Annotated in this window: 14 protein-coding genes and 2 pseudogenes; 10 read left to right on the top strand and 6 right to left on the bottom strand. The window is 65.0% G+C overall.

The genetic code is table 11. From position 1 onward, the window contains the following. Positions 1 to 126: 126 nt before the first annotated feature. A complete protein-coding gene (locus ACFVJ3_RS32405; protein WP_378455948.1) occupies positions 127 to 414 on the bottom strand; it encodes a hypothetical protein in 288 nt (95 codons plus the stop codon). Positions 415 to 1,335: 921 nt separating this feature from the next. Here ACFVJ3_RS32405 and ACFVJ3_RS32400 point away from each other — a divergent pair. Together ACFVJ3_RS32400 and ACFVJ3_RS32395 are read left to right on the top strand one after the other, a co-directional pair. Beyond that, positions 1,336 to 1,692 (top strand): putative quinol monooxygenase, encoded by a 357-nt coding sequence (locus tag ACFVJ3_RS32400; RefSeq protein WP_378455947.1) that lies wholly within the window; start codon positions 1,336 to 1,338, stop codon positions 1,690 to 1,692. A gap of 167 nt (positions 1,693 to 1,859) precedes the next feature. Next, complete coding sequence (locus ACFVJ3_RS32395; protein ID WP_378455946.1) at positions 1,860 to 2,480, top strand: TetR family transcriptional regulator; 621 nt, start codon at positions 1,860 to 1,862, stop codon at positions 2,478 to 2,480. A gap of 74 nt (positions 2,481 to 2,554) precedes the next feature. Here ACFVJ3_RS32395 and ACFVJ3_RS32390 read toward each other — a convergent pair whose 3' ends face one another. Beyond that, the gene (locus ACFVJ3_RS32390) at positions 2,555 to 2,662 is read right to left on the bottom strand and encodes a hypothetical protein (protein WP_378455955.1); all 108 of its coding nucleotides are present in this window, start codon (positions 2,660 to 2,662) and stop codon (positions 2,555 to 2,557) included. A gap of 391 nt (positions 2,663 to 3,053) precedes the next feature. Here ACFVJ3_RS32390 and istA point away from each other — a divergent pair, with 391 nt between their 5' ends. Together istA and istB are read left to right on the top strand one after the other, a co-directional pair. Continuing rightward, positions 3,054 to 4,598 (top strand): IS21 family transposase, encoded by a 1,545-nt coding sequence (gene istA / locus ACFVJ3_RS32385; RefSeq protein ID WP_378455945.1) that lies wholly within the window; start codon positions 3,054 to 3,056, stop codon positions 4,596 to 4,598. 55 nt (positions 4,599 to 4,653) lie between these two features. Continuing rightward, on the top strand, positions 4,654 to 5,409 hold the full coding sequence (istB, locus tag ACFVJ3_RS32380; protein ID WP_378455944.1) for an IS21-like element helper ATPase IstB: 756 nt from the start codon (positions 4,654 to 4,656) through the stop codon (positions 5,407 to 5,409). A 505-nt stretch (positions 5,410 to 5,914) separates the two neighbouring features. Here the strand turns inward: istB and ACFVJ3_RS32375 are convergent. The 4 genes and pseudogenes from ACFVJ3_RS32375 to ACFVJ3_RS32360 all read right to left on the bottom strand — a co-directional run. Beyond that, positions 5,915 to 6,581 (bottom strand): annotated as a pseudogene (locus tag ACFVJ3_RS32375) (IS3 family transposase); the annotation flags it as partial. 300 nt (positions 6,582 to 6,881) lie between these two features. Continuing rightward, positions 6,882 to 7,367 carry a hypothetical protein gene (locus tag ACFVJ3_RS32370; RefSeq protein ID WP_378455943.1) on the bottom strand — a complete coding sequence of 162 codons (486 nt, stop codon included), beginning with the start codon at positions 7,365 to 7,367 and terminating at the stop codon, positions 6,882 to 6,884. Between the two features lie 10 nt (positions 7,368 to 7,377). Then, entirely contained in the window at positions 7,378 to 7,578 is a 201-nt protein-coding gene (locus ACFVJ3_RS32365) for a hypothetical protein (protein WP_378455942.1), read from the bottom strand. Between the two features lie 145 nt (positions 7,579 to 7,723). After that, positions 7,724 to 7,843, bottom strand: a pseudogene (locus ACFVJ3_RS32360) (GntR family transcriptional regulator); the annotation flags it as partial. A gap of 334 nt (positions 7,844 to 8,177) precedes the next feature. Here ACFVJ3_RS32360 and ACFVJ3_RS32355 point away from each other — a divergent pair. From ACFVJ3_RS32355 to ACFVJ3_RS32330, 6 genes are read left to right on the top strand one after another with little or no spacing between them, the layout of a single operon-like run. Beyond that, positions 8,178 to 9,374 (top strand): aconitase family protein, encoded by a 1,197-nt coding sequence (locus ACFVJ3_RS32355; protein WP_378455941.1) that lies wholly within the window; start codon positions 8,178 to 8,180, stop codon positions 9,372 to 9,374. Then, complete coding sequence (locus ACFVJ3_RS32350) at positions 9,371 to 9,937, top strand: hypothetical protein (RefSeq protein ID WP_378455940.1); 567 nt, start codon at positions 9,371 to 9,373, stop codon at positions 9,935 to 9,937. Before ACFVJ3_RS32355 ends, ACFVJ3_RS32350 begins: the two co-directional genes overlap by 4 nt. Before the next feature lie 5 nt (positions 9,938 to 9,942). Then, positions 9,943 to 10,851, top strand: a complete 909-nt coding sequence (locus ACFVJ3_RS32345) for an oxaloacetate decarboxylase (protein ID WP_378455939.1) — start codon at positions 9,943 to 9,945, stop codon at positions 10,849 to 10,851. A 51-nt stretch (positions 10,852 to 10,902) separates the two neighbouring features. Then, complete coding sequence (locus ACFVJ3_RS32340) at positions 10,903 to 11,799, top strand: MBL fold metallo-hydrolase (protein ID WP_378455938.1); 897 nt, start codon at positions 10,903 to 10,905, stop codon at positions 11,797 to 11,799. Beyond that, positions 11,796 to 12,674 carry an MBL fold metallo-hydrolase gene (locus tag ACFVJ3_RS32335; RefSeq protein WP_378455937.1) on the top strand — a complete coding sequence of 293 codons (879 nt, stop codon included), beginning with the start codon at positions 11,796 to 11,798 and terminating at the stop codon, positions 12,672 to 12,674. Before ACFVJ3_RS32340 ends, ACFVJ3_RS32335 begins: the two co-directional genes overlap by 4 nt. A 1-nt stretch (position 12,675) precedes the next feature. Next, positions 12,676 to 13,644 (top strand): D-2-hydroxyacid dehydrogenase family protein, encoded by a 969-nt coding sequence (locus tag ACFVJ3_RS32330; protein WP_378455936.1) that lies wholly within the window; start codon positions 12,676 to 12,678, stop codon positions 13,642 to 13,644. The last annotated feature ends 208 nt before the right edge of the window (positions 13,645 to 13,852 follow it).

The raw sequence follows: 13,852 nt of genomic DNA, 5'->3' as shown, positions 1-13,852 counted from the left end.
GCGGAGGGGCCCAGCAGCACACGTTCCGCTGGGCCCCTCCGCGCCTCGACCTGACCGACAAATCCAATTCCGACACTCGACTTGACTAATGAACACTGCGCTCGGTGGGGATCCAGGGCAGCTTCGTCAACCGGGGCACCAACCCACGCTGATGCCCGCCACCGCATCGGCCGGGCGTGAAACGCCCCGGCCACCGGGATTGGACTCGCGCAACCCCTCCTCCATGAGGTGGTCGTAAAACAGCCGCACCGGCACCAACCGCTGCGCAATCGTGGCATTCGCGAGATCGGAGCCGGAATCGAGCGCCACCACGTTCGCGCCACGGCGGCTGGGCCGTTCGGTCAACTCCCGCACATAGACGCCGACATGCGCCCGGCTCGCCGTGAGCGGGTCGACACCCTCCCGCTCGCACATCTGAAAGGTACTCGGCAAGCCCCCGGGAGTAGGCGTCGACCGTCCGAGGCGCCCTCCCCAGATCGGTCCACACCCGCAGCCACCCGGCCGCCTGCACATGCCGGCCCAGCACCGGCCACTTCTCCTCCAACACCACCGTGCCGCTCAAGCCATCTCCTCAGTTCGTGGTCAACACCGAGGAGACATGATCATCCCCACGGCCAGATTCCACGTAACTTATAAAATGCTCAAACGACAAATGTATGGACGAGCCAACCTCGACCTTCTCCGCAAGCGGGTGATTAACGCCGTATAACCAAGCCCCACAACAGAATCACGGAGAGTTCGCCAGATCCAGAAACCAATGTCCCTTGACAGACTCCGCGCGGACCTCCAGAACAAGACGCCGGTCAGAGCACTTCTGGGCCCTGGCAACCGAACTACCTACCCTTTGGACGACGGCAGCATTGTTCGGACACCCCGACGCAGCCCTACTGCTTGTGGAGTCGGCGTGGGGAGGGGCGGGGCAAGCATGTGGTGACGGTGGAGTTCGAGCGATACCAGCGGGCCGGAGCTGACACCGCAACCTGCACGATGGCGGCGCCGTCGGATCCACGATCGCCGGAGCTAGGCGGGATCTCGGCGACTCGCCTGTCGCCCTACGGGGCCACGGCCAGGGCTCTGTCGGTGCGACTAGAGCAGCTCTAGCAGGATCGAAGCACTACGCCGCCACCGCACCAAACAGTTCGGTTTGACTAAGGGGGCGGCCCCGCGTATGGTCAAAACCCATCGGTTCGGTGGGGGCGCCGCTCGGGCTGAGTACCAATACCGCAGAGGCCTTCGGCGTCGCTGCGCCCCTACTGACCGACCGTCGACGCGGAGCCTCCGCGGGCAGCGTTTCATCGCTGCGCCGACCGAGAACAACACTGCAAGGAGAAATCGATGAGCGATACCGTCGTGTACGCCCTGTTCCATTACCGCGTAAAGCCCGGCATGGAAGACCGCTTCCAGAACTACCTGGCCAAGGTCCTCCCGGTCACCGAGGCCCAGGAGCCGTACGTCCTGGGCTACGAGATCTTCCAGGCGCCCGATGGGTCGTACTTCCAGCACGAGCACTACGAGAACGAGGAAGCCGTCTGGAAGCACATGGAGCTCACCGCCGACGGCCAGAAGGACTGGGCCGAGGCCACCGAGATGATCCAGCTCACGATGGTCGGCAATCTCACCCAGAAGTTCCGCGACACGTTCCTCGGCGGCGGGGGCACCGACTTCAAGGCCTTCCGCAGCGTCAGCCGCTGATACCCGGGCCGCCGCCCATCGCCACGAACCCGCCGCAGAACCGGTCCGAAAGGGCCGTCCGCGCCGGGTTCGTGGCCGTTCTGCGTTCCGGATCGCCCGCCCCCCCGGAGAGAAGATCTGACGGCAGGTACGGCGAACCGAACGGTTTGGCCCAGTATCCTGTCTCTATGCCTCGCTCCACCGTCGCCCGCCAGACCTCGAACTCCGCTACAGCCGACACCCGAGAGCGGATCCTCGCAGCGGCGAGGGATGAGTTTGCCCGGTACGGCATCGCCGGCGCCCGAGTGGACCGCCTCGCCAGGCAGGCCCGGACCAGTAAGGAACGCGTCTACGCCTACTTCAGCAGCAAAGAGGCCCTCTATCAGCACATCGCCGAGCACGAAACGGCCGCGCTCGTCGAGGCCACCAGCTTGGACCCGGCGGACCTGCCCGGTTACGCCGGCATCCTCTTCGACCACTTCACGGCCCACCCGGAGCACTATCGACTCATCACCTGGGGCCGTCTCGAGCTCGGCGACGGCGAAGCCGACAGTGACACAGTTGACCCCGCGCTGAACACTATCAACAGCAAGGTTGAACAGCTCCGCGACGCACAATGCGCTGGCTTGATCGATCCCGCCTGGGATCCGGTCGATGTGCTCGCCCTGATCAACCAGATCGCCACGACCTGGGCAAGTCAGCCGGAAATCGGTGCCGCCGCGGCCACGCTGGCCGCAGACACCTCTGTCGGCGCACGGCGCGCGGCCCTGATCACCGCCGTTGAGCGTCTGTTCCCCCACGCAGGCTGAGATCGCTGCGCGGCCCGGCAGCGCGCGTCGCAGCGACCGGAGCCGGCGGCGTTGTCAGGTCGCGTGTGTCTCGATCAACCGCTGACCGCGGGTGTCGCCTGCGCTGCTCTCGATCTTGCGGTGCTTGACGCGTTCGGTGAGGTGGTCACCGACAGGACGCTGTTGTCGTAGGCCGCAGCGATGCGTTCGGTGTCGACACCGTCCCCAAGCGAAACTTGTCGGCGATAGGTGCCGGCGCAGTCGATGCAGACCGGCTCGGCTTTGGCATTGAGTCCGGGAAGGAGTCTGTTTCGGCAAGGCGCAGTCGGGGCAGGTGCCGCGGCAGCGGGTGGCGTGTTGGTAGCAGCGGTGACAGACGAAGCCCTCGGGCCCCGAACTTCACGTGTCAGCGGTCACGTTATTCCCCAGCTCTGAGGGGTTGTCCGTCACGTAATTCCTCACCCGCCGTCACGTTATTCCCCACCCCTTGGGGCGTGTCCGAGCGGGGTTCGAGTGCTGCTGAGGTTCGCTCCATTCAGGTGCCCCACGCGGGGTCCGTGGAAGGGGCCCAAGGTGGCGAGGAGAACGTTCACAGTGACCGACTTCGTGGAAATGTTCCGGCACTGGTGTGCCGGCCGATCTCAAGTGCAGATCTACGACGCACTGAACATCGATCGAAAAACGATCCGCAAATATCTCATCCCAGCGTTGGCGGAGGGACTCGAACCCACTCCCGGTGAGGTGTTCGACGAGGAACTCTGGCGGGAACGGCTGCGCCGGTGGTTCCCCGAGCTCGGCGACCCCGCGGCGCGAGCACTGACATGGGAGCACATCGCTGTGCACCATGCGTGGATCGCTCAGCAGTTGGCGGTGCCGGTGACGGTGGCGACCATTGCGCAGCGCCTGCGCGACGACCACAACGTCGAGGTCTCCGAATCGACCGTACGACGGTATATCGCAGCAACATTCACCGAGCAACGCACCGAGGGCCAGGTCACGATTCCGCGTGGTCTCGTCGAACCCGGCAGTGAAGCGCAGATCGACTACGGCAAACTCGGCATGTGGCTCGATCCCACCTCGGGGCGCCGAGTCGCGGTGTGGGTGTTCGCGATGATCCTCACCTGCTCACGACGCCTGTTCGTCCAGCCGGTGTTCAAGATGGATCAAGCATCGTGGAATGCCTCGCACGTCGCGGCGTTCGAGTTTTTCGGCGGGGTCCCCGAACGGCTGGTGTGCGACAACCTCAAAACCGGGGTCGACCGCCCCGACCTCTACGACCCGCAGATCAACCGTGCCTACGCCGAACTTGCCTCGTATTATGGCACTCTCGTCGACCCCGCTCGGGCCCGGAAACCGAAAGATAAACCTAGGATCGAACGCCCGATGCCGTATATCCGGGATTCGTACTGGGCGGGCCGCGAATTCACATCCCTCGAGCACATGCAAACAGAGGCATTGCGTTGGGTCACAGAAGTATACGATCTGCACACACACCGCGGACTCGACGGAGCCACCCCGATCTCGGTGTTCGAGGCGATCGAGGACGGAACGTTGAACGCGTTGCCGCCGCGCCCGTTCGAGTCGGTCCTCTACACCGTCGGCAAGGTCGGCTCGGACTGCCACGTCAAATCCGGGAAGGCGTTCTACTCGGTGCCGTGGCGACTGCTCGGCCGGCAGGTCGGTGTCCGCACCGCCGGTGACATGGTGCAAGTCTTCCACGACGACACCGCCGTCGCGACCCACGTACTGCATCTGTCGGGACGCTCGACGAACCTCGAACATTATCCGCCGCACAAGATCGCGCACACTCTGCGCAGCGTCACCTGGTGCCGCACCCAGGCCGAGCAGATCGGGCCGGGTGCGGTCGCGATCGTCGCGGAGTTGTCCGAGGTCAACGCACTTCACCGATTGCGTGCGATCCAGGGGATCATCCGACTGCGCGAGAAGTACGGTGACACCCGCCTCGACGCGGCATGCGCCCGCGCCCTCACCGTCGGTGATCCGCGCTACCGGACCGTCAAAGGGATCCTCGTCGCCGGCACCGAACACGGCGACACCCCGACCGGGACGGATACCGCCCCGACCCCGCCCGCGTTGCTGCGCGGACCGGACGCATTCGACACCGAACGCTCGGCCTGACACAAGTGATCCTGTTCTGCTCCCAACCACATCACATGTCAAAGGAGACACTGTCATGACCATTCACGACCCCAGTTTGAGGATCGCACTCAAGACCCTCAAACTCACCGGCATGCTCGATACCCTCGACGCGCGACTCGCCCAGACCCGCGACGGAAGACTCGGACACCTCGAGTTCCTCCAGGTGCTCTGCGAAGACGAAATCGCCCGCCGCGAGTCCGCTGCCCTCGCACGCCGAGTGCGGCGTGCCCGTTTCGAGCAACAGAGCACCTTCGAGGACTTCGACTTCACCGTCAGCCCGAAACTTCCCGCCGCGATGCTCCGCGATCTCTCCGCTCTGCGCTGGCTCGACCCCGGCGAATCGGTGATCCTCTACGGACCCGTCGGGGTAGGGAAAACCCATGTGGCACAAGCACTCGGCCATCAAGTTGCTCGGCGGGGCGGGGACGTCAGATTCGTCAAATGCTCACGCATGCTCGCCGACCTCGCCGGCGGTCACGCAGACCGCACCATCGGTCAACGGATGCGTGAATACACCCGCCCGCTGGTATTGATCGTCGATGACTTCGCGATGCGTGAGCACACCACGACGCAGAGCGATGATCTCTACGATCTGGTGTCCGATCGGGCCATCGCCGGCAAGCCGCTGATTCTGACGAGTAACCGAGCGCCGAAAGACTGGTATCCGCTGTTTCCGAACCCGGTCGTCGCCGAATCTCTGCTGGATCGATTGATCAACACCAGCTACCAAGTGCTGATGGACGGCCCGTCCTACCGGCCACGGAAACGACCCGGAACCGCGACCACCTGACAGCGACCCACACCCGCAGCTACCCTCATCTGAGCAGCTCCGAACGTGAGGAATTACGTGACGGCTACCCCTGGGGAATAACGCGACGGTCGACACTTCACGGTGCTGGCCTGTTCCGCCGCACCGGGCGCAAAGATAGTGCGGTGCAGCGGAGTTGGTCGTGGTGTTCATGGTGCGGTCCCTTCCGCGTGGGTGCGATTTTTACTGATGTGGTCCGGGTCGGTGGATGCGGGCGCGTTTGGGACGCACCGCCTGATCGGGGACCGCGGCCATTGCCGGATCTCGTGCGCCGCTGGCTGTGCGGCGCGACGGGGTGGCGTCGACGCGGAAGTCGCAGAGGTTCGGTGGTGCAGTCGAGGACGTGACACAGTGCACCGAGCAGCGCCAATGGCAGCCTGTCCGGGGTGTTTGCCCAGGAGACGGTAGAGCTCTCAACCACAACCTGCGCTTCGCGGCCATCCGATGGACTGGGCCGGCCGGGCCTCTGGATCACGAGGAACGCTGGCACCAGGCCAAACGACTGCGGCGCCCGATCATCGCGCTGGGTGGTGATCGTGTGGTGTTTGCCGCGGACGGCTCCGGTGATGCCGGTGATTGCCATCAGGCGGGCCATTTGATCGCGCCCAACGTCGTGACCAGCGCGTTTTATCGCCCGCCAGAGTTTGCGGGCGCCGTAGACACGCTTGTTTGCGACGAATAGCCGTGTGGACGGCGTTTGCGGCGTATGCGTCGGCCAGCCAGTTCGGTGGATAAGATGCGTCCGCGCTGCTTGGCCTTGTAGGTGGACGGGGCGATGCTGATGCCGTGCTCGGTGAGCACGGCACAGATCGGGTCGACCCCGAAACGGGAGCGGTGAGCGTCGATGTAGTCGACGATCACCGCAGTCGGCGTGGGGGCACCTCCCGCTTGCGGGGGACGACCTCCGCCGCCGCGAAAAACGCACTCGCGGTCTTCAATATTTCGTTGGCCCTGCGTAATTCGGCGACTTCTCGGCGAAGCCGGGCGACCTCGTCCGGCACGTCAGGTGTTGCAGCCGGTGTTCCGGGGGCCAGGCGGGTCTCCTCCCGTTCGATCCAGTTCCGCAGCGTCGCCGGCGCGATATCGAGCAGCTCCCCGACATGGCGGCGGGCTACGACCTTCGAGGCGCCGTGCTGGATCTGGTCCCGATACATCCGTACGGCACGATCCTGGGTCTCGGCGTCGTACTACTTCGGTGCAGGCATGATCAACATTCTCCTAGATCAGGAGCCTCCACCTCGCCCAGGACGGTTCAAAGATCCAACTCAACGAACTCATATTTGATCCTTGTCTTGATGTTGCTGGCGAGCGGTTCGGCCTTGCCATAGGAGGCAGGAAGCTGACCAGAGGGTGCGGGCGGTGTGCTCCTCCTGGCGGTGCGCCGACCCGGGAAGGTCGAATTGCAGGGTGCTCTTGCCGGGGTGCGGCGAGAATGATCCGACCCCTAGCAAGCGTTACACGTCAGCTGACCGAGCTGGTCCGGTACTGGCTGGCAGGATGCCGATCGTTGATTCTGGGCCCACTCGCGCTGGGGGTTCCAGCGAAGAACTTTTCACGGAGGTTCCAGGCGCGTATTCCTTCTGCATAAGTCCACGATCTTGCAGAACTGGCGTCACCTGCTCGAGGAACAGGTACACGTCGTCGGTGCCGGTCATGTGCGTGACGTTGATCCCGTTCACGCCGACATCGCGCCACTTCTCCAACTCATCGGCCACCTGGTCAGGAGTGCCGACGAATCGCTTGTTCGCGAAGAGCATCACGACATCGCGGAATGTCCACGTCTTATCCGGTGCCGCATCCGCAAGAGCCCGGAACTGTCCCTGAAGCGCTTCGGTCTTGAAGTCGCCGACGGGGGCATCGAGCTCGATGGTTCCCAGGTCGGTACCCATCGTCGAACTGAAGAATGCCAGCGCCGTTTCCGAGCTGAGGCGTTCCTGCATTTCGGCGTCTTTACGCCGGGCTTCTTCCTCTGGACCCGATCACAAATGCCATGTGCTCGAAGAACAACACGTCGGACGGCTTGCGCCCGTTCGCGGTGAGCCGCTGGGTCATGTCGTCGACCAGTGCTCGCGCCCCGCGCATGTTGTGGTTGGACATAAAGATCGCTTCGGCGTTGCGGGCGGCGAACGCACGGCCGTCGCCGGATGACACGCGTTGCCGCGTACCTTCGCGAGGGTGGCATCACGCGCGGCGATCGCGTGGCCACAGTGATGGGAAAGAGTGCGGACCTGTTCAGCGTGATTCTGTGAGGACGCCCTGCTCTGCCTGCGTGGGCTGACTCAGGCAGGCCGCTTGAGGTCAGGCGGCTCAGGGCCGTGTGGACGGTGTGGCGGGCCACCTGATAGCCGCGGTCGAGCGCGGGCTCTCGAATGCGGTCTCCTGGTGTGAGCTCGGCCGACAACACCCTTTCCGAAAGTTTCGAGGCGAGGGCTCCACTGCCGAGACGGTCTCGAGCTGGGCCGGAATCCCGGACGCCGAGGCGCCGTCTCTGCCCGTGGTCTCAACTCCGTGATCGGTGCCGCGCGGAATAGCAACCAGATAGCTTGGAGGAACTGTTCCACAATTTTCGTTGACAACGCTGAAGGATCGTGTAATTGTGGAACAATCGCGGCGGTGAATATTCCGCCGCGCCGCTCGATGGCGAGGAGTTGCACATTATGAGACAGACCATGGCGGCAAAGATCTTGGCGAGGGCCTCTGGCCACGGTAGTGCTCGCGCCGGTGACATCTTGGTCCCCAAGATCGACTTGATGACGTGTCTCGACGGGACGACGTTCATCGATGAGTTCAACCGGAACGATCTGCGGGTGTGGGACCCGTCCCGTGTCATCTTTTGCTTCGACCATGGCTTCCAGCCCGACTGGATGCCGGTGGCCGCGTTGACCGAACATCCCAAGATCAGGAACTTCGCCCGCAGCCAGGGCATTCCGGCGGAGAACGTCTACGACTACGGCCGGAACGGTCTGTCGCACCACATCCCGGTTGAGCAGGGCTGGGCGCTCCCCGGGACGGTGTGCATCGGCACCGACACCCAGAGTTCGACCATGGGTGCGGTGAACTGCTTCGCCATGCCGTGCATGTACGGTGCCGATCCAATCTTGCTCACCGGGGACGTCTGGATGCAGGTCCCTGAGTGCATTCAGGTCAACCTCACCGGCGCGCTCCCGCATAGTGTGAACGGCAAGGACGTCGCATACCGCCTCATCCGGGATCTTGGCGACGTGGTCAACGGCCGGGTCATCGAGTTCTCGGGACCGGGCGTGAGCTCTCTTAGCGTCGACATGCGGATGGCGATCGCCAACGGAGCGGTGCAGGTCGGCTCACTGACGATGATCTTCCCCGCGGACGACGTGCTCCACGAGTACCTGGAGGGGCGCGCTCGACACGAGTACGAAGAGGCTGTCGCCGACCCGGACGCCGAGTACGTCGCCCGCTTCGACTACGACCTGTCCACCTTCGAGAACCTGGTGGCCGGGCCGCACGACATCACGTTGGTCCGACCGCTGACGGAGGTCACCGGACTAGAGGTCAACGCCGCCAACATCGGGTCCTGCGCGAGCGGGCGGTTCTCCGACCTCGCCCTCGCCGCCGAGGTGCTCAACGGTCGCAAGGTGCACCCCGGGGTCCGACTATTCGTGACACCGATCTCGGCGGACACCGCCCGCCATGCCGAAGAGGCCGGCCTGCTGAAGATCCTCCTCAACGCCGGCGCAACGATCACCCAGCCGGGCTGCGGGGGCTGCTACAGCGCCAACCTCTCCCCGCTCAAGCTCGGCGACGGTGAACGATGCATCTCGACCTCGGTCGAGACGTTGCGTGGCCGGATGGGCAGCCGAGAGGCGGAAATCCTGCTCGCCAACGCGGCGGTCACCGCGGCGTCCGCGATCGAGGGTCGCGTCGCCGATCCGAATCAGTACCTCGGTCGTCCCGTGGAGGCAGCACGATGATCCTCAGCGGCAGGGTGTGGAAGTACGGCGACGGCATCGGCGCCACGGATCTAGTCTCGGCCCGCTACGACAAGGAGGGCATGAGAAGGCAGTGGGACGAGTGCGCCAAGCATGTCTTGGAGGACATCGACCCGGCGTTCGCCACGAAGGTCCAGGAGGGTGATCTCCTCGTTGCAGGCTCCGACCTCGGTGCGGGCCATGCCCACTACTACGAGGCGGCAATCATGGGGTCTGCCGCGACCGGGCTCCGTGCCCTCCTCGCCGAGAGCGTCAACGCGCTGTTCTTCCGCGCGGCGATCGACGCAGGTGTCACCACCTGGGCGTATCCAGGGCTCTCGGAGCTGGTCGAGACCGGACACCTGCTCGAGATCGACATGACGAGCGGGGCCGCGAAGAACCTCACGACGGGAGCAACGGCCCAGCTGGAGCCGGTCAGCCCGATCGTATTGGACATCCTCGACGCGGGCGGCTCCAAAAACTGGGCCCTGCGCCGTGTGGGCGCCGGGCAACCGGTCACTGACGATCCTTCGTTCCACCCGAGTACACAGGGAGGTCCCCGATAATGCGCATGAGCACCAGGCTTCGCGAGCTCCTCGCCCAGGGCCTCGTCGTCGCTCCGGGTTGCTTCGACCCGTTCTCCGCGCGGCTCGCTGAGCTCGCAGGCTTCGACGCCATCCACCTCACCGGCCTCGGAGTCGAGGCCACCCAGCTGGGGGCGCCCGATCTCGGGCTGATGACCGTCAACGAGCTCGCGACTCATGCGGCGCGGGTCGCCTCGGCCGTCGACATTCCGATCCTCGCAGACATCGACACAGGGTTCGGTGGAGTTCTCAACATCCGCCGCACGATCCGGGAGATGGAGCGGGCAGGAGTCGCGGGGGTGCACCTGGAGGACCAGCGAATGCCAAAGCACTGCCCGTTACTCGCCGGGCGAACGGTGGTCGACCGGGCCGAGGCGGTGACTCGCATCCGGGCTGCTGTCGAGGCACGCACCGACCCGGACTTCGTCATCGTTGCTCGCACGGACGCCGACACCGTCTCGGTGCAGGAGGTGATCGAGCGAGCCAACCTCTACTTGGAGGCAGGCGCAGACATGATCATGCCGATCGTGCTCGACGTGGACGGACGACCCTACGGCAGCCTCACTCCCGACGAGCAGATGGACCTGCTTCGGCGGATAACGAGGGAGATCGACGGCCCGGTCATGGGGATGGGCGACGCACCGCCCGCCGGATACACCACCGATGACCTGGCCAAGGCGGGCTACTCGTTCATGATGTTTGCCGCCGCGGCGCTCTCCGCGGGCGCCAATGCCATGGCCGAGGTGTTCCACGAGATCAGAACGACAGGTACCGATGCGAACTATCTGGCCGCCCACCCAGGCCGCTACAACGACCCGCTCGAGCTGATGCGGGCTGCGCACCTCGACGACTACACCTCCTTCGAGCAGAAGGTGACAACCGACCCGGCCCTTTGATGGGATCCCCGTCCACGTTCTTCCAATCAGCGACGACCTCAAGGACGCACGATGTCGACCTTTCCCCCGCCCCTCCTCCAGCTCGGCGAGCTCCGTATCGATCGGGTAGAGGAGTTCTGCGCGCCCGTTCTGCCAGCACACGATTTTCTGACCGACTTGCCCGCCGACGCTATCGACAGGCAGCGTGAGTGGCTCACTCCGCGGTTCTTCGACGACGACACGGGCCTCCTGGTCATATCGGACCACACCTGGGTCGTCCGGACCCCACGCGCGACCATCCTCATCGACACATGTTGGGGCAATGACAAGCCTCGCCCCGGATTCGGCGGCAACCTCGACACCCCGTGGCTCGGGCTGCTTGCGGAGCTCGGAGTGGCACCGGAGGATGTTGACGTCGTCGTGTGTACCCATCTTCACTCCGATCATGTCGGTTGGAACACGCGCCTGGTCGACGGTCAGTGGGTCCCGACCTTTCCTCGGGCACGCTACGTCCTCCCTCGCGCCGAGTTCGAGTACTGGCAGGGAGCCGAGAACAGCGACTTCGGCCACGACGCAGCCTTTGCGGACAGCGTCCTGCCCTGCGTCGAGGCAGGACTCGTCGAACTGGTCGAGCCCGGACACACGATCGACGGTTGCCTGACCCTCGAAGCTGCACCAGGACACACCACAGGGCAGGTGATCGTGCGCGCGGAGAGCCAAGGCGAGCGTGCCGTCTTTGCCGCAGACGTACTCCATGTCCCCCTTCAGCTCGCCTACCCGGACTCCAACTCGATAGCCTGCGACGACCCGGAACTTGCTCGCCAGACCCGCAGACGCCTGCTTGAAAAGTGCGCACAAAGCGGTGATCTTTTGATCTCCAACCATTTCCCCGCCCCTTTCTTCGGGTTCATCGAGCGCGCAGGCGACGCCTTCGCGCTGACTGACACGGCGCAGAAGCCGCTCCGATGAGCATCCGAGTGGGCGCCGCCGTGGTGGACGTCGTCTCGGAGATGTCTTTCCCGGAAGGGCCGCCACACGAGCTGCTCGCAGGTCTGCCGGAAGGCGCAGTCACCCGCAACCTCGAATGGCTCGCTCCCGACTACTACGAGCGCGCGTCCGGGTTCATGATCTCGAGCATCCACACCTGGGTGATCCGGTTGTCGGGGAAGGTCATCTTGGTCGACACCTGCGTGGGCAACGACAAGCAGCGGCCTGCGTTCGAGTTCGTCCACGAGCTCTCGCTGCCCTACCTGGAGCGACTGGCCGCGGTCGGAGTGACACCGGAGGACGTCGACTACGTGCTGTGCACGCATCTTCATCTCGACCACGTCGGCTGGAACACCCGGCTGGTGGACAACCGCTGGGTGCCCACCTTTCCGCAGGCCGAATACATCTTCAGCCGCGATGATTACGCCCACTGGGAGCCGGCGAGCGGTGCCGGTCGCGACGACCCGATCAACCAGAACGTCTTCACCGACAGTATTGCCCCGGTCACCGCATCCGGCCAAATGCGGCTGGTTGACAGCGGATACTCGCCTGTGGAGGGACTGACACTGGTCTCCGCGCCCGGCCATACACCCGGCCACGCCGTTGTGCGACTTACCAGCAAGGAAAAGTCAGCCGTGTTCTTCGGCGACCTGATGCACTCCCCGCTCCAGGTCGCCTACCCGGATGTCAACAGCATCTTCTGCCTCGATCAGCCCCGCGCCGCTGCAACCCGCCGCAAGATCCTGGAGCGGGCGGCCCACGAGGACGACATCCTCTTCTCGGCGCATTTCCCGGCCCCGCACCTCGGTCGAGTCTCGGTGGACGGCGACGGCTTTGTCTTCCACCCGGGCACCTGAGATGGGCGAACACCTTCGCGTCGCCGTCCTCGACGACTATCAGTCGGCCGCGGCGGCGGCCGCCGACTGGTCGCTACTCGGGCACGACACGGACATCGACTTCCTCCACGAGCGGTTCTCGGACCCCGATGCGCTGGTGAGCCGACTCCGGGGCCACCAGGTCGTGGTCGTCAACCGTGAGCGGACCCCTTTTCCCGCGTCGGTCCTCGAGCGCCTACCGGATCTGCGTCTGCTGGTCACCACCGGACCCTCGAACCCAGCCGTGGATCTCCACCGGGCAGCCGAGCTCGGGATCACCGTCTCGGGCACCGGCGGGATGTCGGCCCTGTACGGCACTGTCGAGCACACCTGGGCACTGATCCTGGCGGCGGCCCGCCACATCACCGCCGAGGACCGCGCGACCCGGGCCGGCAGCTGGCAGACCACCGTCGGGCTGGATCTGCACGGCCGCAGACTGGGACTACTCGGGCTCGGCAACGTGGGATCCCGGGTCGCCCGCCTCGGCGCAGCCTTCGGGATGGACGTCATGGCGTGGAGTCCGAATATGACGGCCGAGCGCGCGGCACGACACGGCGCGCGGGCACTGCCGCTGGACGAGCTCCTTGCGAGTGCCGACGTTGTGTCGGTACACCTGAAGTTGGGGCAGCGCTCGCACGGGGTGATCGGAGCGCACGAACTGGCCCTGATGAGACCGACGAGCATCCTCGTGAACACCGCACGTGGCCTTATCGTCGACGAGACCGCACTGGCGGATGCGCTCCACGCTGGCACCATCGGCGCGGCGGCGGTCGACGTCTACTCCACCGAGCCGGCGCCCAGCGACAATCCGCTGCGTACCGCTCCGCGGTGCACGTTGTCCCCCCACCTGGCATTCGTCACCCAAACCACCTACCGTGAGTTCTTCGGCAACGCGGTCGAGGACATCCTGGCGTGGCGACGGGGCGAGCCGATTCGAGTGCTCCACGCCTGAGGGCATGAACTGGCAGCCCGAGCGAACGAACCAAGGAATGAAGAGGTTCGGCGAGCAAACCGACCACCCGGGCGAATTGGAGGTGTCCGGTCGTTGCGAATCGGGGCAGTGGTAGCGCTAGCGCTACCACGGGGGTTAGCGGTGATCCGGCGGCCTTCGCGGCGCGGATGCCAGCCTCGATGCGTTCCGGGTCGTCGCCGCAGGCCGG

The organism is Rhodococcus sp. NPDC127593 (genome assembly GCF_042671975.1).
GTDB lineage: Bacteria > Actinomycetota > Actinomycetes > Mycobacteriales > Mycobacteriaceae > Rhodococcus_F.
This window is presented reverse-complemented; position numbering and strand designations above follow the sequence as displayed.